Genomic DNA, 20,837 nt, shown 5'->3' with positions numbered 1-20,837 from the left:
GAAGGAGCGCTCAGTCGCAGCAGGCGGGAATGACGGTGTCGTCTGGCAGGACGCTGCGGAGCTCGGCCACCAGGCCCTTCTCGTCCACCGGATTGATTTCCAGCAGCTGGCGGACGCGTTGGGAGATGTAGCGATTCAAGGCCTCAAGGCGCTTTTCTGGGACGGGATAGACGGGGTGGTTGGAGAAGTGGAAGTCGATCATCCCGCGTAGGGCCTCGTGGTGCTTCTCCGACATGACGAGGCGGGCCACGCTATCAAAGGTGAGGTTGCTGCCCGCCGGACGCCTGACCGATCCCTGGCGGGGCCAGGAGGGGTAGTCCTGCTCCATGTCACCGGGAAAGAGCGACAGGTTGTGATCGAAGAGCGGCGCCATGCCCAGAAGCTCGCCCGTCAGGTTGCTCCGGAGAAAGCCAAAGTTGTTTGCGTGACGATCGGTGTTGCAGACGAGTGCGTCAAAGACGTACATGGTGCGCAGGGCTTCGAAGGCGCCTTCCGAGATGCGTCGCGCAGCTTCGAGTGCCGCCGGGAAGAGCGACTGCTGGGCGGCGGTCCAGAAGGGGACGTACGCTGTCGAGGCGTCGTGCATGAGCGGACAGACCGAGGCCAGGCGACCCTTCCATTCTTCGAGGTCATAGCTAACGTGCGGCATGCCGAAGGCCTCTGCTGCCTGTGCCGCAAAGAACTCTGAGTAGGGCTCCATGCCGGAGTTCGCAAAGCCCTCAGTGCCCCCCTTGTAGAGGCGAAGCTCTCCGTCCACACGGCGCCACGCCTTGGGAAACTGGCCGTCGGTCGTCCACTCGCTCGAGAGCCCCGCCTTGCGCCTCTGGCTTGTGGTGTAGCCCGTGTAGGCAACGAGTGCCAGCGCTTCGTCGAGGTCGTTTTCAAAAAGGCTGTAGCCTTCCCACGAGCCGTCAAATTCATGTGGGACAACCCAGTACGCGTCGTTGACAGAGAGTCCGAGGCAGACGTCCAGGATGCCGAACGTGCTGTCGTCCGTGACGCCTGCTTGGGAGAGGATCTGGTCAACGAACTTCCGGTTTTTTGGAATGACCCGGGTCTCAAGCCATGAGAGCAGGCGTTCTCCCGATCTGTGGTCAGGCCAGAGCGGAAGGGGGAGCAGGCGGGGATTCGCGGTTACGAGCTCGTCCACGGAGATGGAGACCGTTCCGAAGGCGTCCCGTGCCGTCGTAAAGACGAGAAGGACCTCGTCCTGCAGCCTGAGCTCGTAGCGCTTATGTAACTGTGATGCCAGGGGCACGACCCACACCTCCTCCTTTAGCCATCATATCATCGGCTCAACCAGCAGCTCATGCGAGGGGCCACTGCGCGACGCGGGCCCTCATGCCCTCCACGTCGAGAACGCCCTCGGCAAAGCCCTTTCGAACGAGGCTCTCGGGGACGAGTTCGTCGTACTTCTCGAAGTAGGGGACCTCGGCGGGGTAGAGCAGCTCCATCGGGTCCGTGAGGCGCTCCGCGGCGTCCTTCACTACCGAGAAGAACGTGCGCTCGTCCGCCTTCATCACAAACGTGATGAAGTAGGGGCGAGACGAGCTGAACGCCTTGATGCCGAGCTCATCGGCGCACTTGATCTTGACGAGGCGCTCGAGCGCCAAGAACGCGTAGCTCCCCAGCCAGGGAAGCAGGCACCACATGGTCTGCTCCCTCTCGTTCTCGCCAAGGCAGACGAGGGGGCCCGCGGTGAGGCGGGAGGCCTCCGCGACGTGGCGCGCCTGGCGCAGGCGGGCGCGGGCGTGCGGCATGAGGTAGGGATAGGCGGTGTGCTCCTCGAGGGAGCGCCTCATCCGCTCGAGCACGTGCGTGTTCACGTCACCGGCCACCTCGCCGAAGTAGGCGGGGACCTTGCCCTTGACCTGGGTCACGTAGAGCAGGTGACGCTCGTGGTCCACCTCGTCGACGATCCACACGTGTCCTGCGATGGCGACCTTCTCGCCGGGCGGCGGAGGGGCGCAGAGGGTGCCGATCTCCGTCGAGTCGCACCGTACCGTGTACTCCACGTTCTCCTGGAAGACGGCGAAGAACTTGTAGGAGCTCGTGACGCGCTCGCCGGCGAGGCCCACGATGAGGCCGCCTCCCTCGGTCTGCTCGACGTAGTCGTTTCGGATGAGGTGGCGGAGAAGCTCGCGGAAGTCGTCGGTGGTGACGCGGTGGAAGTAGGTGAGCGTGAGCACGCGGCTTGCGAGCTGCGCGGGGGAGAGCTCGCCCTCCGAGGCGAGAATGGCGAGCGTCTGATGGCAGAGCAGGCTGTAGGGCAGCCGGTCGAGGCGCGGGGGCTCCACCCAGCGCTCCTCTCGGTAGAGCTGTACGAGCGCTATGCCCTGGAGGAGCTTCCAGGGGATGGTCTCGGGCAGGAGCGTGCGGGGCTCGGGCTGCTCCTCCCGCATGACGAACCACATCTCGGGCGGCCGCTCCCGGCGTCCCGTGCGGCCCATGCGCTGCAGGAAGCTGGAGACGGTGAAGGGGGCGTCAATCTGGAACGCCCGCTCAAGCCGCCCGATGTCCACCCCCAGCTCGAGCGTGGACGTGGCGACGATGTTCACGTCCGAGGCGTCGTCGCGCATCTGCTCCTCGGCCGACTCGCGAATGGTGGCGGAGAGGTTGCCGTGATGGATGAGGAAGCGGTCCGGCTCCCCGTTGAACTCGCAGTACGCGCGTAGCGTCGTGCATACCTCCTCGGCTTCCTCGCGGGAGTTGGAGAAGATCAGACACTTGCGCCCGCGCGTGTGCTCGAAGATGTAGCCGATGCCCGGGTCGGCGTTCGCGGGCGCCGGGTCCGTGGGGGCCTCGGGAGGGCCGGGGGTTATCCCCGTGCTCAAACAGCTTCGCCCTTCGGGCTGCAGAACTGCGCGCGGAGGTAACGCCCGCCCCTTCGGAGGCACCGTGACCGATTCCAGCGCAACGACGTCAGCATCGAGGCTATTGCCTGCATTAATCGCCTGGCCCTCGTCTGCCTGAGGGTCGGTGTTGTAGAAGTGCTCCATCGAGATGCGCCAGGTGCGCGGGGGCTCATCCACGCGAGGTATCACGCAGTCGCGCCCGGTGCCGGTGGCGAGAAACGCGCCTACGGCCTCGGGGTCGCCGATGGTGGCGGAGAGGCCGATGCGCCGCGGCTGGACGCCCGCGATTCTCGCCAGCCGCTCTATGAGGCAGAGGCACTGGCCGCCGCGGTCCTGGCGCAGCAGCGCGTGCACCTCGTCGATGACGATGTAGCGCAGGTCGCAGAAGAGCTTGGCAACGGCGGCGTGACGGCGCATGAGGAGCGCCTCGAGGGACTCGGGGGTGATCTGCAGGATGCCCGACGGGCGCTTCATGAGCTTGGCCTTGTGCGAGGAGGAGACGTCCCCGTGCCAGTGCCAGACGGGGATGTCGGCCTCCTCGCAAAGCTCCTCGAGTCGATAGAACTGGTCGTTGATGAGGGCCTTGGTGGGCCCGATGTAGAGGGCGCCCACCGATGCGGGAGGGCTCTCCCAGAGCTCCGAGAGGATGGGGAAGAAGGCCGCCTCGGTCTTGCCCGACGCCGTGGAGGCGCACAGCAGCACATGGTCGTCCGTGTCGAAGATCGCCTCGCCCGCAGCCACCTGGATGCCGCGCAGGCTCTCCCACTCGTGCGCATAGATGAAGTCCTGCACGAACGGTGCGTATCGGTCGAAGACGCCCATGATGACCCTCCCTTCGGTGGGACCAGTATACGAACAAATGTTTCTGATTGCAAGAAAGTGGCCTAACTGATGCTAGACGAATATGCTAGCATCTGCTTTACGATTGAAAGGAGCGGTATGGATGCATCATCTGCCCAGATTAACGCGCGCATAGACGCCGGACTCAAGGCTTCTGGTGACTCTGCCCTTGCTAAGGCCGGACTCACGCCCACCAAGGCGATACGGGCTCTATGGGAGCGCTTTGCCGAGCTAGCGGACCGGCCCGAGAAGATCAGGGAGCTCATATCTAGGGCGCCCGACGAGTTTGCAGCGGACGAGGTTATCGAGCGAGACCGTAAGCTCGCCCTGGCGCGAGAGGGGGCAACGATTGTCTCGCAATCACTGGCCGCGCGCGGCATGGCGGTGCCCGAGGGGTTTGAGGGGCTCCCCTACGAGGAGCTCAGGGAGCAGACGCTGATCGAGCGCCTGCACGAGAGGGGGCTGGACGCATGAGCCAGCGACTTGCGATGCTCTTGGACACCAACGTCTGGCTTGACTACTATCTCCCGTGGAGAAGGGGTAGCGCGAAGGCGCGTCGGCTCATAGAGCATGCGGTCGAGCATAATCAGACGCTCGCATATGCCGTTCCGTCTATCAAGGACGTCTTCTATATGATTGCGGCGGAGCACAAAAACGTCGAGCGAGCCGCGACGGGGACGCTCTCCGAGTCGGCCGCCAAAGCGGCTGCGGTGACGGCGTGGGGGTGCGTCAACAACATGCAAGGAGTCGCCTGCGCCGTCCCGCTGGACCACACGGATGTGTGGGTCGCCTCCAAGCAGCGCGCCCTGCACGGGGACTTCGAGGACGATCTTGTCATCGCCGCGGCGATGCGCGGCAAGGTCGACTACCTCGTGACCAATGACGAGAAGCTTCTGCGGCACTGTCCCGTGGCAGCGCTGAGTGCGTCCGACATGTGCAAGGTGCTCGAGATGCGCTCACGCTAAAGCATGCCACCCACGTCGAGAGGGACGACGTGGGTGGCAGTTTCTGGTGTGTCAGCTCGTTACGCAACGTGACGTGAGCGGCTTCTCCAGTTGAGGCCTATGCCGAGAAGCGCAAGGCCCGTGCAACCGAGAAGGGCGCCAGATGTGCTTGCGTCGCCAGTTGCGGGAACGGCCTCGTCGGAGATGGGTGTAGAGCCACCTTGGTCTGTCGACCCGTCAGAGTTCCCTGTGGGAGGCGTGGTGGTTTGCTCGGGTGCCGTTGGCTTCTCAAGCACGATGACGGTGCTCCCCGTGAGGGTGTCATAGTTGGCAGAAGTGGGGACAAAGGTCCACCACAGCGTTACGAATCCGTCCTCGGCAAGTGTGATAAGCTGCGCGTCGGCTGAAAGCGCGTCAACGTGTCCCTCGTCGGAGTACCAGTTGAGGGTTCCTCCCACCGATTCGATTGTGCCGTCGGCCAGCGTAACTCCGCCGGCGGCGACAGGGGTCTCCACCTCTGCGAGGGTAGCTGAGATGCTAAGAATCTGATTTACAATTCTATATGTCGGCGGGGCAGGCTTGATAGTGAGGGTGGTCTCTGCGGAGGCAGGGGCATACCAGACACCCTCGACGTTCTTCTGTGGAGCGCTCGCGCGAACGCGGTATGTGCCCGCATCTTGGGGGAGCCCCTTAACAAACTCATCGGACTCCTTGGGAGCATAGGAAAAAGAAAGCTCATTGGGGCTGATTGCCTCGGTCCCATAGCTCGCCTTGGACACGACGTCAGCGGCCTCGACTGCATGCCCGTCGAATATGGTCATGGCGTCCTGAGCAAGCTCGAGAGATGCCTTCCTGTAGAGGCTTTCATCGTCCACGAGCACGGGGTAGGTAGTGGACGTGATGGGGTCGGGGTTGGGGACAACGATATAGCCGTCGGCGGGTGTGATGCCGTAGATTGAGTTGGCCGCCACAGCCTCTTCGGCGTTCGTCGCGAAGCAGCCTCCCGTTATCGAGACTCTTGAGGTCCCGCCGTCGGCATCTGTGGTAAGCAGTGGGTTTAAAGGCTCGAGGGTGTAGATATTAATGAGTCCACCTTCGAGAGAAATCGAGCAGTCGGAGCCACCGATAACTGGGGCCGTTGCGTAGGCGTCCGCTCCGACGTTGAGTGAGCCCGGGCTGCTGGAATCGCTCTTGATGGTGAGTGAGGAGCCTTCCTTGAGGCAGATTGCCTCGCGCGCATAGGACTCCTTAATGAAGAGAGAGTTTGAGCTGTCCGGCGCGAGGGTAATCTCAAGTCCTCGTCCGGGTTGAATGGTGATGGGACGATGCGAGGAACTAAAATTGACTCCGTCGAACACTAGGCGAGCAGGATTATCGGGCGATCCGGCGTCAATGGCGATGTGGTCAGCGTTGTTATTATTCAGCGAGCGAATGGTGAGTTGCTTAGTCGAGGTGATCCAGAGCGTTTCGGAATAATCGAAGTAGTAGTCAACGCCCTCTACGCCTCCGGTCACCTCAAAACTTGTCGCTTCCCACGCCCGTGCTCTCGCGGGCAGGGCGAAGACCGTTGCGATGAGGATGAGCGCTGCTATGACAAGGGCGAGGAGCATGTTGCTCGGGCGGTGTCTTGCGGGAGTGCGACAGTTCATGGCATGCCTTTCGGAGAGGGTGTCGTGCAAACATAACCCCTCCTGCAGACTCCTCGACCGAACGGTCGATATGGCAACCGAATGGTAGGATGTCAGCCCTGGGTTTTGCCCAGCGCCTCGCGTAGCTCCGCCATCCGTCGACGGCTGACGGGGAGCACGGTCCCGTCATCAAGTGCGAGGTCGCTGGCGCCCAGAGCACGCACGTGGCGAAGATTGACGACCACGGACCGATGGCAGTAGGCGAAGCGGTCCTTTGGTAGAGCGTCGGCGATCTGTGCGAGCGTCATGCTCATTTGGATGGACTCGCCGTCTCCAAAGTGGATGGCGCGAACGCGATTGAGCGAGTCGACGTACGTGATGTCGTCGGGCATGAAGCTTACCGCCTGGCTGGGCGTGGAGAGCACGACGGGCGTCTCCTCAGACGTCGGCTCATTTGCCCGCTCGAGCTGCGTCATGCGTTCGCGCGCAAGCGACAGCTCGTTCTCGAGCTCCTTTCGCGCATGGTCGTGCTCGCGCAGCGCCTGCTCGAGCGTCGCCTGACGCTGCGCCTGCTCGCTCACCTCACGGATGACGCGGAGCATCCACCAGACGAGGGCGACGCTGTCTATGGCGACCACGAAGCTCAGGGTAAAGTACATTCCCTCGTTGTCGAGCGGGGGCAGCCACGCCCCTACAAGCAGGGTGGCGACGATTCCCAGAAGGAACAGCGCCATGCGTAGCCACAGTCGAGGGGAGACGCTCGCGGAGAACGCTCTCTTGACCGAGCGCATTACGAGCCCCATGGCGCCGAAGAACACGATGTTGGTCAGCGCCAGAACCGCAAGGCGTGGTGGATAGTACATATAGCCGTCGCTCTGCTCCGCAAACCCCAGGAGATGCGAGACGTTGGATGAGGTGGACGTCACCAGGAAGCCGTAGAGCATGACGACCGAGAACACAAAGACCTTGTGTGCCGTCTCGGCATCAACGACGCGCAGGTAAAGCATGAAAAGCGCGCTGACGGTAACGAGAAAAACAAGGTTTTGCAGCGGGTTGTATACCTCGAAGGGAACTCCGCCGGGGACGATGAGCGGCGAGGCGGCCACGAGAAGGAACGGTACGAGGCCGATTGCGACGACAAGGGACGCCATGAGCCATGCTCGCCTCGCCCCGCATCGGAACCTCCCGTTAAACGGCATGAGACACAGGGCCGCGGCGGGCACGACCTGCACGAGGAATCCAATGACGTTGCGGACGATGATCTCAGCCATGCTCTTCTCGCCTAGATGGTGAACTCAGCGAAGGAGGCGTCCACGTCCTGGGCGCCCGCGGCGGCGACGGGGGCGGCCACGGCGCCGGAGAACGCGTCCGTCTTGAGGAGCGCGTCGACGTCCGCCCCAGGGTTCTGGCAGGCGATGTCGAGAAGCTCGATGAAGTCGCGGATGACCTCGCGCGGCGTGAGGTGGGTGTCCGCGCCCACGCGGCCGAACTCGACCTTGAGGAAGCTCACGAGCTGCCCCTCCGTGAGCGTGCGCTCGTATCCGAAGTAGCCGGCGTGGATGTCCGCGAGCTTCTCGATGAGCACGAGCAGCTCCTCGTAGGTGAGCGGCTCCAGGTGGATGACCGGCGCGAGCATGTCCGCGAGGCCGGCGCTCGCAAACCGCCCCTGCGTGAGGCGGCTGCGCAGGGCCTCGTAGGAGAAGACGCCCCGGCGACGGTCCTCGATGGACTGCGGTGTGCCGCCCATGATGATGCCCAGGTGGTGCGCCTTGCCCTGGAGCGTGTCGTTGTACATGGTGAGGATCTTCTCGTAGTTGTACTGGCGCGAGGTGGCGTTGGGAATCTTGTAGAGGTTCACCAGCTCGTCGATAAGGACGACGAGGCCCCGGTAGCCGGCGCCCACGAGGAACTGCGCGAAGAGCTTGAGGTACTCGTACCAGGTGTCGTCGGTGATGCAGGCGTTGATGCCCAGCTCCGCGCGAGCCTCGGTCTTGGTGCGGAACTCGCCGCGCAGCCACTTGACCACGCCGGCGCGCGCCTCGTCGTTCCCCTCGAGGCTCGCGCGATAGTAGAGGCGCAGGACCTGCGTGAAGTCGAAGCCGCAGACGAGCTCCTGGATGGGGGAGAGCTGCGCCGCGAGCGCCGCCTCGGTGTCCGGCTGCTCGCGCAGGGCCGCCACCCAGCGGTCCAGCACGAGCGCCAGCGCGCCGCCCTCGGGGCGCGTCTTGGTGGAGAGGTTGCGGATGAGCTCGCGGTAGGTGGCAAGGCCCTGGCCCTGCCCGCCCTGGAGTCGTCGCTCGGGGGAGAGGTCGGCGTCCGCCACCACGAAGTCGTTGCCCATCGCGTGCGTGCGGATGGTCTGCAGGAGGAAGCTCTTGCCCGCGCCATAGCGACCAACGAGGAAGCGGAAGCTCGCGCCGCCGTCCGCCACGAGGTCGAGGTCGTGCAGGAGCGCCTGGATCTCCCGCTCGCGGCCCACGGTGATGTAGGGCAAGCCAATGCGCGGCACTACGCCGCCCTTGAGCGAGTTGATGATGACCGCCGCTATGCGCTTGGGGACCCTCTGTGCGCCTGTCATGTGCCCTCCTCCCTGTGGAAGATTCAGTCTAGCACACATGTTCGGTTAAGGAAGGGTTCCCATGGGACTATCCGAAGGTGCGCGTCACGGTGCTGGCGATCTCAAGTTGGATTTCCTTGACACGCCGCTCCGGGATGGGGATGGTCTCCCCGGTGGAGAACAGGATGCCCTCGCGCCCGACGCCCTGGACGTAGCGAACGTTGACCACATAGAACCGGTTCGTCCTCACGAATTGGTCGGGCAGCATCTCGCAGAGCTCTCTGAGGAGCACGCCCGCGGTCACGGTGTGATCCCTGAGATGCACGACGCAGCGCTTTCCTGCCGACTCGGCATAGACGATCTCCTCTGGGTCAACGAAGACGATCCCGCCCTCGGAGCGCAGCTGCAGCCGTCCTGGGGTGCGCCTCTCGGCCATCTGCTGCGCCTCGCCGTCGGGCCTGCGGCTCGGCCACTCATTTGAGAAGTGTGCGAGGGAGATCTTCCAGTCATCGTCCACGCGGCGCAGGTTAATTGTGACGCGCTGCCTGACGGTGCCGTCTATGCACGGTCCGCTCAGGAGATAGGTCCCGGCCACGATCGCCTCGTCGGGACGGTTGGTGTAGAGGGGGCTGAAGGTTACGTTGCGCGCGCGGACGCCGGGTGGGTTGGGAGGCCAGCACTCGTATGCGGAGCGCCCGTTGAAGACCTTGGAGCCGGCGGAGACGAGCACGCTCCTCTCGTCCAGAAGCTCGAGAAAAGCGGCTCGTTCGTTGACAAAGACCCCGAGGACGCTGTCCCTCACGCGCTCAACAAGCCCGTCCCTCTCTGCTGTGCCCTCCATGGCCGCACCTCCCTCGCTGGCGTATGGGCGCTCTTGGCTGACCGTTCGCTCGTGCTCGCTGGCAGTCGAATCTCGTCCGCGGTGTGCCCGCGCTCTTTTCACGCATGGAGAAGAGTTTAGCAACCAGTTCGTTGCGTGCCATGCGGCATGCGTTGGAAAGCGGCTCAGCCGCGCGGGCGTCGTCCTATCGCATGGGCGGGTGTGGCGTTGTTTCGTTCTTTGGTGGGGTGCGTTCGTGACGAGAAGGACGCCGTGCCGAGGATGAGGCGTAGGTTTGACCCTGCTGAGTTCTGGCTATCGAACGAGAGGCTGGCTGTATGAGGGACATTACGAGAAGAGGCTTGGGCATTCTGACGGCGCTCTTGGTTGCGCTGATCGCGGTCGTTACGGCACAGCCGGCTGTCGCGCTCGCCGATGAGGCGGGAACGGTCACGATCGTCCACACCAACGACTCGCACGGCGGCTACGGCTTCACCGACGAGTCCGAGGTGCCCGTGGGCTACTATGCCGCCGTCGCGGGCCTTGCTCGGTCAGTCGATGCCGACCTCGTGCTCGACGCCGGGGACACCTTCCATGGCGACTCCTTCGCCACGATTACCAACGGCACGAGCATCGCGCGCCTCATGGCAGCAGCGGGCTACGATGCCACCACGCCCGGCAACCATGACTGGAGCTATGGCTCCGAACAGCTGTTGACGCTCTCCGAGCAGGTGCCCGTGCTCGCCGCCAACGTGCTGGACTCAGACGGCGCCCCGTACTTCTCGACGCCCTACCTCGTGGAGGACGTGGAGCTGGAGGACGGCGAGACCATCCAGGTGGGCGTGCTCGGAGTGATCGACGAGGCGTTCTACACCTCCACCCCCTCCTACAACGTCGAGGGCCTCACGTTTGCCAACCCCGTGACCTATGCCAACGAGCTTGCGGAGGAGCTGCGTTCCCAGGAGGGCTGCGAGTTGGTGGTCGTTATCACCCACAACGCGGACCCGCAGGAATTTGCGCAGGAGAGCAAGGGCATCGACGCGGTCATCGCCGGGCACGAGCACGTCCTCATCGACGACGTGGTGACGAGCGAGGATGGGCGCGAGGTCCCGGTGGCGGAGGCCGGTTCGCACATTGGCTACGTGGGGGAGCTGGAGCTCACGGTGGACCGCGCCGAGGACGGGACCTATTCCGTCACGGGTCACGAGGAGACGCCGCACGCCTCGACAAGCCTCGCTGCCATCGCGGACGCCGGCATCACGGATCTCACGATGCAGATCATGGCCGAGAACGAGGGCGTGCTCGAGGAGGCGGTGGGGGAGAGCTCCCAGGCCTATCCGTACCCCGATGCGGACTACGACATCCCCGCCCCCGGAGGCTGGGAGATGGTGCGCACCGAGGACACCCCCATCGGCCACGTGATCACTGCCTCCTATCTTGCCGTCACGGGCGCCGAGCTTGCCTTTGAGAACGCCGGCGGCATCCGCGGGGGCGTGCCCGAGGGGACCGTCACCAAGGGCGACCTCGTGTCAATCTCCCCGTACGGAAACACCCTCTCCACGTACCAGATGACGGGCCAGCAGATCCTGGACGTGCTGGAGACCTCGCTCGAGATCAGCTCCCAGTGCCGCGACGTGCTGGCGCAGCAGCTCGAGGCCCTCAAGGCCGGCGAGGACCCCATGCAGTACACCTGGCCCGACAACAGCGGCAGCGTGCTCGTGAGCGGCGGCGCCACGATGGAGATTGACTGGTCCAGGCCCGAGGGCGAGCGCATCCGCTCCATCACGGTAGGCGGGGAGGCGCTTGACCCGGAGCGCATTTACACCGTGGCCATGAACAGCTACCTGCCCGGGTGCGACGACTACCCGCTCTTCGCCACGCTTGCCGCGGTGCAGGACTTCGGCACCTGCGAGCAGGCCCTGAGGGCCCTCATTGGGCAGGACGGCTGGGAGGACCGGGTCTACGAGCTCTCCGGCACGGTGAGCTACGTTGACGCGGAGGACCCCGAGCCCACCCCCAGCCCCACGGACCCGGAGCAGAAGCCCGGACCTGCCAATCCCGAGGTTGGGTCGGAGGAGAGGCCCGCTGCCAAACCGGCGACCAAGCCCTCTGCCGAGCCAATTCCCGCCACGGGAGACTCGGGTTCGTTGGCGGGCGTCATGGCGCTGCTTGGGGGCTCCGGGCTGGTGTGCGCCGGCATGACGGCGCGCGGGCGGGCGGCTTGCCGGGGGCGTGGCCGTCGCTAGCCAAGCGCCTCGCGCACGTCCTCGGCATAGTCCTCGACGAGGCGGGGCGTCCCCGTCTCGTCAAACTCGACCACGACGTCGCCCACGAGGTCGAGGAGCTTCTCGTTTATGGCATCGACGAGCAGGTCGGCAGACGCCGTCTGCGGCGCTTGACCGGCGAGGAGGGCCTCGAGAAGGGACAGCTCCTCGGCGGCGAGGCCAAGCGCTCTGCTCTTCTCGGCCTGCGTCGGGGCGGGCTCGGGCGCTGTCGTGGGCACGAGCCCCGCGGCGGCCCCTGATTCGCGCTCCTCGTCGATTAGCAGTGCCTCGCGGGTCTCGGCGGCGGCGGAGCGGATGTCCGCGAGCTTTGAGAGGTCTATCTCCACATGCCGCGGCTCGTGCGCTCGCCTCCATGCGAGGTACTCCGCAATCACGCGCTCGATCATCTTCGTGAGGTACTTGGGGTCCCCGTGCTCCTTGAGGGGGTGGGGGTAGTCGAGCGAATCGCGGAGCTGTCGGTCGACGGCCCTGAGAATCTGGCCGAGCTTGGCGCTCCTCCCGCCCCCGTCATGAAGGGCCGTGCAGGTCCAGAGGCCGTTTCTGCACTCGTAGCGCCTGGTCTTGCCAAGGTCGTAGACGCAGTCCTCATGCCGTCCGGCGGGATAGAACACCGCCGAGGCGAACATGAGGTGAGGCATCGTCTGCCGCGTGCCGAAGAGCGACTCCACGAGGTCTTGCTTGCGGCCCGTGTGGTAATAGCGCACGAGCTGCCGAAAGACGGCACAGGTGACGGCCCGCAGGTCGTCGGGGCTGTCGTGGTAGAGGCGCGAGCCGGCGGGACGATAGGTCGAGAGCTGGTCGAGGGCGGAGAAGAGCTTCTGGTCGTCGTCTGGGTCGGCAGGAAAGCTCGCGGGGGAGCGGCGTCGGCCATGGGTGGCCTCGGACGGCCGGGACAGGACGTCGGCCTCGGCGTCCATGAGCGCCATGACCGCCTCGTCGTGCTCCGAGTTGGCGTAGGGGAGCACGAGCTGCTGGTCGAGCGCGTGATAGGCGGCGTAGTCGACGAGCCAGGGGTGGACGTAGCGGTCGAGGCTCGGCTCAAACTCACGGTATGCCCTCCAGAAGGCCTCGATGGCGCGGAACCCCCGCTCCCCGGGATCGACGCCGATGCCGTTCAGGAGCTCGTAGACGTATACGAACGCGAACGACGTCGAAGTCTGCTGGATGTCGCCCCCGCGTACGCATGTGCGCCAGGTGAAGTAACCTCTGAGCTGCCGGTCATCCATCGCGTCGTAGGTCGGGAAGTAACTCGAGAACGTTCCGGCGAAGGGGCAGTCGTCCGCGTAGTCCTCCATGAGGCGGGCCTGCTCCACGAAGAGGCGCGCCTCGGACCATGACCTGGCCTCGGGGCGGCGTGCGAGCGCGCGCATCTGCCGTATCTCGTCGGGGACGTAGCTTCTGAGCTGCGAGCCGCGCATGAGGATGGGCTCGTCGGAGTAGGTTCTGGTGCCGGTGACGGCGCGCCCGCCCTTGGCTCGGCTTGCCGCCAGGATCTGCTGAATGAGCGCGTCGATGTTCGTCATTCCGCTCCCGCCTCCTTCCCTCGTGGGTCAATCATACGCGTCAGATCGGCGTTCGCATGAGGTGCGGATGCAGTCAGGGGGATAGTGCGAAAAGATGGGCCCCCGCCCTGCAATCGCCGGGATAGTGTGAAGCCATTTCGGCCCCTTTTCCGAGAAAGAGCGTCGGTTGATTGAATTTCAAATCAATTTACCTGCGGTTTTACAGAAAGGTTCTCTCGACAGTCGGGAAAATGCTTCACACTATCCCGGCGATTGCAGGGCGGGGGGCCGTCTTTTCGCACTATCCAGCTAATTGCACGGCCGGCATGCCCTATGCCGAGGCATCCCGGACGAACACGAGCGTCTGCTCGTCCGAGTCGTCGGCGCGGAGCCGGTAGCCGCGCTCGGAAAACGCGGCAAGCTCTGCCGCATCTTGGACTCCCCGCTCCGCGCACCAGCGGATGAAGGTGCCGCGCGCCGCCTTGGCCTCGGTGGCCGGCTGGCGGAGGCGTCCCGCGCGCTCCACGCAGAAGAGGCAGGTCAGCATCTTGGGGCCATCCGGGCGAATCCAAGGCGTGACGGCGCGGGCATACTCGACCGAGGCAACGTTGACGATGAGGTCGCACTCTGCGGCGAGGGCGTCATGGAGCGTCGGCCCCCAGAACTCGTAGAGGTTGCGCGCGCCGTCGACGGCCAGCCGGGCCTGCATCTCCAGGCGATATGGCGTCACGCCGTCAAGCGGGCGCAGCATGCCGTAGAAGCCAGAGAGGATGCGCAGGTGCTCGTCGAGCCAGGCGAGCTCTCCCTCGGTCATCACCTCGGGGGCCATGTGTTGATACTGGATCCCCTCGTAGGAGACGGCGGCCGCCGTGAGGTCGCGATCGAGGTCCATGGACTGCAGTCGGTCGTAGTTGAGCGCGGCGAGTCGGTCGCTGCACGCCCAGAGCTCCTGCGCCTCCGCGGGGGAGAGCCGGCGGAGCGCCTCGAGGAGAAGCCTCGTCCTCCCGAGGAGGGCGGGCGTGCTCCGGGGCAGCGGCGGCGCGTCGATGACGCGCATCTTCTTCGCGGGGGAGGTGATGATCCTGAGCGTCACGGTTCCTCCTGTCAGGCACGTGCGTTTCGGGGAGATTCTAGCAGCGGGGAGGTTGCGCGGCATATCATGGTCGCGAGGCATCTCGCGGGACGGGGGTCGCATGGGCGGGTGGAGGCGCACAAGGTTCGTCGCGGCGACGGTCGCCGCCATCGCGGCGCTCGGCGCGGCCGTCCGCGTCCGCCTGCTCGACCCGCACGTCGTCCGCACCATGGGTGGCCTTGCGCTCGTGTACACCATCAGGGGCGACGGCGCCCGCGTTCGCGTCCTGCGCTGCGGGGGCGTCTATCAGTCTGCGACCTATCTCGGGGACCGTAGGATGGAGCCCGTCTTCGAGTACTATCGCGCCTTCGGTCGGCTCTTTGACCTGCGCCCCGACGCTCGTCGCGTCCTTGCTGTCGGCGGGGGAGGGTTTGCCTTTCCCAAGATGGTCGCCTCCGGGCACCCGGGGGTCAGGACCGACGTGGTGGAGATAGACCCTGCGGTCATCGGCGCCGCGCGCAGGTGGTTCTTTCTCGACGAGGCCATCGCCCGGGCCCGGGCGGACGGCGGGGACCTGCGCGTCATATGCGACGACGGCCGCGCGCTCCTCGAACGTGGGGCGGGCCCCTATGACGCGGTGGTGCTCGACGCCTTCGTCGGCGCGGACCCGGTGCGCTCGCTCGCCACGGTGGGCGCCCTGCGCGCCGCTCGGCGATCGCTCGCCCCCGGAGGGGTTCTTCTCGCCAACGTGGTCTCGCGCGACGGAGGTTCCGACGTCAGCTTCCTCCGCTCCTTCGTGGCAACGTCGCTTACGGTCTTCTCGCATGTCGAGGTGGCGCTTGCCACGGATGACGACCACGCGGGGGAGGACAACTACCTCGTCGCCGCCTCTGACGGGCCTCTTGGCCTGCGGGATGCCATCCCCTATGACGCCGACTTCCTCGGGCCGGTTCTTCTCGACTAGACGCCGGAGGGCCGGCCCTCTTTTCTTTTTGTATATCTAAGCGCTCCAGACTGAGATTATCTAAAAACGGGTACACTACCCCTCGTTCAACAACGCAGCACGAAAGGGGAGCGCCGCATGCGCAAGTTCAAGACAGAGAGCAAGAAGCTGCTCGACCTCATGATCAACTCCATCTACACCAACCGCGAGATCTTCCTGCGCGAGCTGGTGTCCAACGCCTCGGACGCCATCGACAAGCTCTACCTCAAGAGCCTCACGGACAGCTCCGTGCAGGTTGACCAGGCAAACCTTGCCATCAACGTGGCCTTTGACAAGGACGCGCGCACCATCACCGTCTCCGACAACGGCATCGGCATGACGGCCGAGGAGCTGGAGAAGAACCTCGGCACCATTGCCCACTCCGGCTCCGAGGAGTTCAAGGCAGCCAACGCCGAGGCCCAGGGCGACGCCGTGGACATCATCGGCCGCTTTGGCGTGGGCTTCTACTCCGCCTTCATGGTCGCGCGCGAGGTCAGCGTGATCAGCCGCGCGTACGGCTCTGACGAGTGCAACCGCTGGACCTCGGACGGCGTGGAGGGCTACACGATCGAGCCCGTTGCCGCCGACGATCCCGCCTGGCGCTCCGAGCCCGGCACCTCCGTCGTCATGACCCTCAAGGAGAACGCCGAGGAGGCCAACTACGACGAGTTCCTCAGCGAGTGGAAGCTCCGCGAGCTCATCAGGAAGTACAGCAACTACGTGCGCTACCCCGTGCAGATGCTCGTGACCAAGAGCCGCGAGAAGGAGAAGCCCGCCGACGCCGGCGATGACTACAAGCCGGAGTGGGAGGACTACACCGAGCTCGAGACCATCAACTCGATGACCCCCATCTGGAAGAAGCGCGGCTCCGAGGTCACCGACGAGGAGTACGCCGAGTTCTACAAGTCCACGTTCCACGACTGGGTGGACCCCGCGCGCACCTTCAGCCTGCACGCCGAGGGCACGCTCGAGTATGACGCCCTGCTCTTCATCCCCGGCCAGGCGCCCTTTGACCTCTACAGTCGCGACTACGAGAAGGGCCTCGAGCTCTACAGCTCCAACGTCCTCATCATGGAGAAGTGCGCTGACCTCCTGCCCGACTACTACAACTTCGTCCGCGGCGTCGTGGACTCCTCCGACGTCTCCCTCAACATCTCGCGCGAGACGCTCCAGCAGACCCGCCAGCTCCAGGCCATGGCGCGCCGCATCGAGAAGAAGATCACCTCCGAGCTCGAGGCCATGCGCGACAACGATCGCGAGGCATACGTGAAGTTCTTCGAGAACTTCGGCCGCGGCCTCAAGTACGGCATCTACTCCAGCTACGGCATGAAGAAGGACGAGCTCGCGGGGCTGCTCCTGTTCTGGAGCGCGCGCGAGCAGAAGATGGTCACGCTCCAGGAGTACGTGGCCGCCATGGCGGACGGGCAGAAGGCGGTCTACTACGCCGCCGGCGACGACCGCGAGCGCCTGGCCAAGATGCCCGTGGTGGAGTCCGTCCTCGCCAAGGGCTACGACGTGCTCCTGGCCACGCAGGACGTGGACGAGTTCTGCTTCCAGGCCATGCGCGACTTCACGGCAAAGGGCCTGCCCAAGGTCTACGAGGACGACGCCGCGCGCGAGGCGGCGGAGAAGGCCGTGGCCGACGGCGCCGAGCCCGAGGTCGAGGACCGCACCGTCGAGCTCAAGAACGTGACCTCCGGTGACCTGGACCTCGCGAGCGACGAGGAGAAGAAGGAGGCCGAGGAGGCCACCAAGGCAAACGAGGGCCTGTTCGATGCCATGAAGGATGCGCTGGCAGGCCAGGTCGAGAAGGTCGCGGTGTCCACGCGCCTCGCCGCCGACGGCGCGCCTGCCGTGATCACCTCCGAGGGCCCGCTCTCCCTTGAGATGGAGAAGGTCCTCGCCGCCGGCCCCGAGGCGGGGGAGGCCCCCAAGGCCGTTCGCGTGCTCGAGGTCAACGCCAAGCACCCGGTCTTCGAGAAGCTCCGCGCCGCTCAGGAGGCGGGCGACGCCGAGAAGGTCAAGCTCTACGCGGGCCTGCTCTACAACCAGGCCCTGCTCGTGGAGGGCATCCTGCCCGAGGACCCCGTGGCCTTTGCCACCCAGGTCTGCGAGCTCATGTAGGCGCGTCATCTCCGCGCGGACCCGGCGTTGCGTGATTGGGGCTTGTGGCAATCGCGCGCCGTCGGGCGTTGGGAGATGCGGGGTTATGGCAGGGCAGTAAAGGTTCGACCTGCGCGTTTGTTGAGGCGTGTTGTGAAAGATGGGGCTGTGGCAGCCGTCGGACTGCCACAGCCCCATTTCTGTCAACGCCCGCTCTCGGACTTCTGCCACGGCCCCGTCTCGCGCGGCGCCCCCCTCGGCCAGCCAGCCGTGTCACATCTCTGAAAACCGCTCCCCGAAGCCGAGAACTCGGCGAACGGCTAAGGGCTATGCTGAAAAGTCGTTGGCAGCGAAGGACGGGGGACACATGGTCAAGACGCTGGTTCTCGTTCGACACGGAGACCCCGAGGCGACGTCCGCTTCGGGAACGGACCTCGACCGCAGGCTCACGGCCTCGGGCGCCCGCTCCCTCAAGACGGCCTACCCGCGCACCTTTGCCCTGCTCGGGGAAGACGTCGAGGCGGCGGTGTGGAGCAGCCCGGCGATTCGCGCGCTCGAGACCGCACAGATCGTGGCCGACGCCATCGACGCCGAGGACATCGAGGTCCACGACTCGCTCTATGCCCAGGACGTCTCGGCGTTTCTCGCCGAGCTCTCGGAGGCCGAGGAGCCGGTCGTGATCGCCGTCGGGCATGCACCCTTCGTCGACCAGCTCTCGACGCGGCTTCTGGGCGGCTCCCCCGGCTTTGGCAAGGGCGCGGCCGCGGCCATCGCGCTTCCGGAGGGCTTCTCCGGCACGGGGAGGCTCCTGTGGTTCGTCGCCGGCCCCGAGACCCGGACGTGGGACGAGCTTGCCATCGTCGAGCATGAGATCGGCGGCGCGGCACGCGACCTCGTTGCCCTCTCGGAGGCGTTTCTCGCCAAGCCGGAGGACCCCGAGGGGCTGCTCCGCTTCAGGATCGGCCTCAGGCGCATGAGGTCGCTCCTGCAGTTCATCGCTCCGTGGCAGACGAAGAAGCAGAACCGCCGCTGCGAGCACGTCCTCAAGGAGCTGCAGGTCGCCTCGGCGCACCTGCGCGCCCTCGACATCCTCTCCCAGAGCGTCGACGGCCTCGTTGAGAGCGGCGAGCTCGGCGACAACAGCCTCCTTCCGATGGCGTGCGCCAAGGAGCGCTCGCTCGAGTGCGCCTCGCTGGTGACGCTCATGCGCAAGCGCCATTCCGGCAAGCAGCTCGTCAAGATCGCCAAGGACCTCGCGCACGTGGGCTGGAAGTCGAAGGTCTCCGAGCGCGGGCTCTCCGCCGACGACCTGCGGAGGCACTTCGACGCGGAGTTCGCGGAGCTTGACGAGGACCTCTTCGGCCTTGACCTTCGCGACGGCGACGCGGTCTACTCCGCGCGCCGGGACGCCAAGGAGATGCACTACGTCGCGGAGCGTCTGGGGGCCGTGCTCGGCCCGGACCGCGCCGTCATGAGCGAGTACATGGACGAGATCCAGCGCGAGCTGGGCGCCCTCTCGGACGCCTGGGGCAACCGCCGCCTCGCCGAGGAGTACTCGAAGAGCCCGCGCTTCCGCGGCGTGCGCGCCGACCTCGGCGTCGTCGGCCGCGACCAGGCGGAGATCGTCTCCGCGATCACCTCGGGGCTCGAGCGCATGGAGGCGGACAGCCGTGCCGACGAGGACCGGGACGATGATGGGAAGAAGGACGGGGAGGACTAGCAGGTGGCCGAGAAGAACGACGGGTGGCGCGTCGAGCGCGACTCGATGGGCGAGATGCTCGTGCCGGCGGACGCGCTCTGGGGCGCTCAGACCGAGCGCAGCCACGAGAACTTCCCGATTGGCACCGAGCGCATGCCCGAGGAGATCGTGCGCGCGTTCGCGCTGGTGAAGAAGGCGGCGGCACGGGCCAACTGCGGCCTCGGACGTCTTGCGCCCGAGGCGCGCGACCTCATCTGCGAGGCTGCCGACGAGGTGCTTGCTGGCTGCCATGACAGGGACTTCCCGCTCGTGGTGTGGCAGACGGGCTCCGGCACGCAGTCCAACATGAACATGAACGAGGTGCTCGCCAACCGCGGCAACCAGCTCGCCTGCGAGAAGAACGTGGCGCTGGAGAAGCCCCTCCACCCCAACGACTCCGTCAACATGAGCCAGTCCTCCAACGACACCTTCCCCACGGCCATGCACGTGGCGGCCGCGGTTGCGGTGACGGGACGCCTGCTTCCCGCGATCGACCAGCTCACGAGCACGCTGCGCCGCCTCGAGGAGGAGAATGCCGGCGTGGTCAAGAGCGGCCGCACCCACCTCCAGGACGCGGTGCCCATCTCGTTTGCGCAGGAGATCTCCGGCTGGCGCGGCCTGCTCGAGGGCAGCCGCGAGGAGCTGCTCGCCGCGATGCCGGGGCTCTATCGCCTGGCGCTCGGCGGCACGGCCGTGGGCACGGGCCTCAACGCCCCCGAGGGCTTCGACGAGGCGGTGGCGGCGGAGCTGGCCGAGCTCACGGGCCTGCCCTTCGAGACGGACCCCAACAAGTTCCGCGCGCTCACGGGCAAGGACGCGCTCGTGTTCAGCCATGGCGCCGTGAAGGGCCTCGCCGCCAACATGATGAAGATCGCCAACGACGTGCGCTGGCTCGCCTCGGGCCCGCGCCTCGGCCTGGGGGAGATTACGATTCCGGCCAACGAGCCGGGCAGCTCCATCATGCCGGGCAAGGTCAACCCCACCCAGTGCGAGGCCGTGACGATGGTTGCCGTACAGGTCATGGGCAACGACGCCGCGATCGGGATGGCGGCCTCCCAGGGCAACTTCGAGCTCAACGTCTTCATGCCGGTGATCGCCTACAACTACCTGCAGTCCGTGCGCCTGCTCGCCGACGCGATCGTCTCCTTCGACGAGCGCTGCGCGAGCGGCATCCGCGCCAACCGCGAGAAGATGGACGAGAACCTCCACCGATCGCTCATGCTGGTGACGAGTCTCAACCCCCACATCGGCTACGACAACGCCGCGCGCGTGGCCAAGAAGGCCTTCGCCGAGGGGACGTCGCTCAAGGAGGCCTGCGTGTCGCTGGGGCTTCTCACCCCGGAGCGCTTCGACGAGGTCTTCCACCCCGAGCAGATGGTGTGAAAAGGGGACGCGTTTTTTCCCTCAGAGCTTTTGGGACGGGCGCGCCACCGGCGTCAGGCAAAAGGGGACGGGTTATTTCTCTCAGGGAGTTTGGGACGGGCCTGCCGCCAGTGGCAGGCCCGTCCCAA

At 65.7% G+C, this 20,837-nt stretch carries 15 protein-coding genes; 7 read left to right on the top strand and 8 right to left on the bottom strand.

Features of this window, described 5'->3' with window-relative positions:
- Positions 1 to 10: 10 nt before the first annotated feature.
- Positions 11 to 1,258, bottom strand: a complete 1,248-nt coding sequence (locus tag ACULPM_RS09215) for a hypothetical protein (protein ID WP_445331608.1) — start codon at positions 1,256 to 1,258, stop codon at positions 11 to 13.
- A 49-nt stretch (positions 1,259 to 1,307) separates the two neighbouring features.
- Positions 1,308 to 3,677 (bottom strand): DEAD/DEAH box helicase, encoded by a 2,370-nt coding sequence (locus ACULPM_RS09210; RefSeq protein WP_445331609.1) that lies wholly within the window; start codon positions 3,675 to 3,677, stop codon positions 1,308 to 1,310.
- Positions 3,678 to 3,794: 117 nt separating this feature from the next.
- Here ACULPM_RS09210 and ACULPM_RS09205 point away from each other — a divergent pair, with 117 nt between their 5' ends.
- Both ACULPM_RS09205 and ACULPM_RS09200 read left to right on the top strand, forming a co-directional pair.
- On the top strand, positions 3,795 to 4,169 hold the full coding sequence (locus tag ACULPM_RS09205; protein WP_167930040.1) for a type II toxin-antitoxin system RelB/DinJ family antitoxin: 375 nt from the start codon (positions 3,795 to 3,797) through the stop codon (positions 4,167 to 4,169).
- Entirely contained in the window at positions 4,166 to 4,660 is a 495-nt protein-coding gene (locus ACULPM_RS09200) for a type II toxin-antitoxin system VapC family toxin (protein ID WP_167930039.1), read from the top strand. The genes ACULPM_RS09205 and ACULPM_RS09200 overlap by 4 nt, the downstream gene beginning before the upstream one ends.
- Positions 4,661 to 4,719: 59 nt before the next feature.
- On the opposite strand, the gene ACULPM_RS09195 is transcribed toward ACULPM_RS09200, so the two are convergent.
- From ACULPM_RS09195 to ACULPM_RS09180, 4 genes are all read right to left on the bottom strand, one after another.
- The gene (locus ACULPM_RS09195; RefSeq protein WP_445331610.1) at positions 4,720 to 6,249 is read right to left on the bottom strand and encodes a hypothetical protein; all 1,530 of its coding nucleotides are present in this window, start codon (positions 6,247 to 6,249) and stop codon (positions 4,720 to 4,722) included.
- A gap of 131 nt (positions 6,250 to 6,380) precedes the next feature.
- On the bottom strand, positions 6,381 to 7,538 hold the full coding sequence (locus ACULPM_RS09190; RefSeq protein WP_445331611.1) for a LytR/AlgR family response regulator transcription factor: 1,158 nt from the start codon (positions 7,536 to 7,538) through the stop codon (positions 6,381 to 6,383).
- Positions 7,539 to 7,549: 11 nt separating this feature from the next.
- A complete protein-coding gene (locus ACULPM_RS09185) occupies positions 7,550 to 8,845 on the bottom strand; it encodes an ATP-binding protein (RefSeq protein ID WP_445331612.1) in 1,296 nt (431 codons plus the stop codon).
- A gap of 67 nt (positions 8,846 to 8,912) precedes the next feature.
- Positions 8,913 to 9,665 (bottom strand): LytTR family transcriptional regulator DNA-binding domain-containing protein, encoded by a 753-nt coding sequence (locus ACULPM_RS09180; protein WP_445331613.1) that lies wholly within the window; start codon positions 9,663 to 9,665, stop codon positions 8,913 to 8,915.
- Between the two features lie 341 nt (positions 9,666 to 10,006).
- Between ACULPM_RS09180 and ACULPM_RS09175 the strand changes: the two genes are divergently transcribed.
- Positions 10,007 to 11,890: a 5'-nucleotidase C-terminal domain-containing protein gene (locus ACULPM_RS09175; RefSeq protein ID WP_445331614.1), complete on the top strand. Its 1,884-nt coding sequence runs from the start codon at positions 10,007 to 10,009 to the stop codon at positions 11,888 to 11,890.
- Here ACULPM_RS09175 and ACULPM_RS09170 read toward each other — a convergent pair.
- Both ACULPM_RS09170 and yaaA read right to left on the bottom strand, forming a co-directional pair.
- On the bottom strand, positions 11,887 to 13,452 hold the full coding sequence (locus ACULPM_RS09170; protein WP_445331615.1) for a TerB N-terminal domain-containing protein: 1,566 nt from the start codon (positions 13,450 to 13,452) through the stop codon (positions 11,887 to 11,889). The genes ACULPM_RS09175 and ACULPM_RS09170 overlap by 4 nt on opposite strands.
- Before the next feature lie 310 nt (positions 13,453 to 13,762).
- Complete coding sequence (gene yaaA, locus ACULPM_RS09165) at positions 13,763 to 14,524, bottom strand: peroxide stress protein YaaA (protein WP_445331616.1); 762 nt, start codon at positions 14,522 to 14,524, stop codon at positions 13,763 to 13,765.
- A gap of 100 nt (positions 14,525 to 14,624) precedes the next feature.
- Here yaaA and ACULPM_RS09160 point away from each other — a divergent pair, with 100 nt between their 5' ends.
- From ACULPM_RS09160 to fumC, 4 genes are all read left to right on the top strand, one after another.
- A complete protein-coding gene (locus ACULPM_RS09160; protein WP_445331617.1) occupies positions 14,625 to 15,467 on the top strand; it encodes a spermidine synthase in 843 nt (280 codons plus the stop codon).
- Positions 15,468 to 15,584: 117 nt separating this feature from the next.
- Entirely contained in the window at positions 15,585 to 17,609 is a 2,025-nt protein-coding gene (gene htpG / locus ACULPM_RS09155; RefSeq protein ID WP_445331618.1) for a molecular chaperone HtpG, read from the top strand.
- A 346-nt stretch (positions 17,610 to 17,955) separates the two neighbouring features.
- Complete coding sequence (locus ACULPM_RS09150) at positions 17,956 to 19,308, top strand: CHAD domain-containing protein (RefSeq protein WP_445331619.1); 1,353 nt, start codon at positions 17,956 to 17,958, stop codon at positions 19,306 to 19,308.
- A gap of 3 nt (positions 19,309 to 19,311) precedes the next feature.
- On the top strand, positions 19,312 to 20,709 hold the full coding sequence (fumC, locus tag ACULPM_RS09145) for a class II fumarate hydratase (RefSeq protein WP_445331620.1): 1,398 nt from the start codon (positions 19,312 to 19,314) through the stop codon (positions 20,707 to 20,709).
- The last annotated feature ends 128 nt before the right edge of the window (positions 20,710 to 20,837 follow it).

The organism is Thermophilibacter sp. ZX-H3 (assembly GCF_052599055.1).
The sequence above is the reverse complement of the archived record's forward strand: the minus strand, read 5'-3'. Positions and strand labels throughout refer to the sequence as shown.

Bases quoted from the DNA above. Each gene is read 5' to 3' on its own strand.
- ACULPM_RS09210 (WP_445331609.1), bottom strand. From the start codon at position 3,677: ATGGGCGTCTTCGACCGATACGCACCGTTCGTGCAGGACTTCATCTAT.
- ACULPM_RS09205 (WP_167930040.1), top strand. From the start codon at position 3,795: ATGGATGCATCATCTGCCCAGATTAACGCGCGCATAGACGCCGGACTC.
- ACULPM_RS09200 (WP_167930039.1), top strand. From the start codon at position 4,166: ATGAGCCAGCGACTTGCGATGCTCTTGGACACCAACGTCTGGCTTGAC.
- ACULPM_RS09195 (WP_445331610.1), bottom strand. From the start codon at position 6,249: ATGCTCCTCGCCCTTGTCATAGCAGCGCTCATCCTCATCGCAACGGTC.
- ACULPM_RS09190 (WP_445331611.1), bottom strand. From the start codon at position 7,538: ATGGCTGAGATCATCGTCCGCAACGTCATTGGATTCCTCGTGCAGGTC.
- ACULPM_RS09185 (WP_445331612.1), bottom strand. From the start codon at position 8,845: ATGACAGGCGCACAGAGGGTCCCCAAGCGCATAGCGGCGGTCATCATC.
- ACULPM_RS09180 (WP_445331613.1), bottom strand. From the start codon at position 9,665: ATGGAGGGCACAGCAGAGAGGGACGGGCTTGTTGAGCGCGTGAGGGAC.
- ACULPM_RS09170 (WP_445331615.1), bottom strand. From the start codon at position 13,452: ATGACGAACATCGACGCGCTCATTCAGCAGATCCTGGCGGCAAGCCGA.
- ACULPM_RS09160 (WP_445331617.1), top strand. From the start codon at position 14,625: ATGGGCGGGTGGAGGCGCACAAGGTTCGTCGCGGCGACGGTCGCCGCC.
- htpG (WP_445331618.1), top strand. From the start codon at position 15,585: ATGCGCAAGTTCAAGACAGAGAGCAAGAAGCTGCTCGACCTCATGATC.
- ACULPM_RS09150 (WP_445331619.1), top strand. From the start codon at position 17,956: ATGGTCAAGACGCTGGTTCTCGTTCGACACGGAGACCCCGAGGCGACG.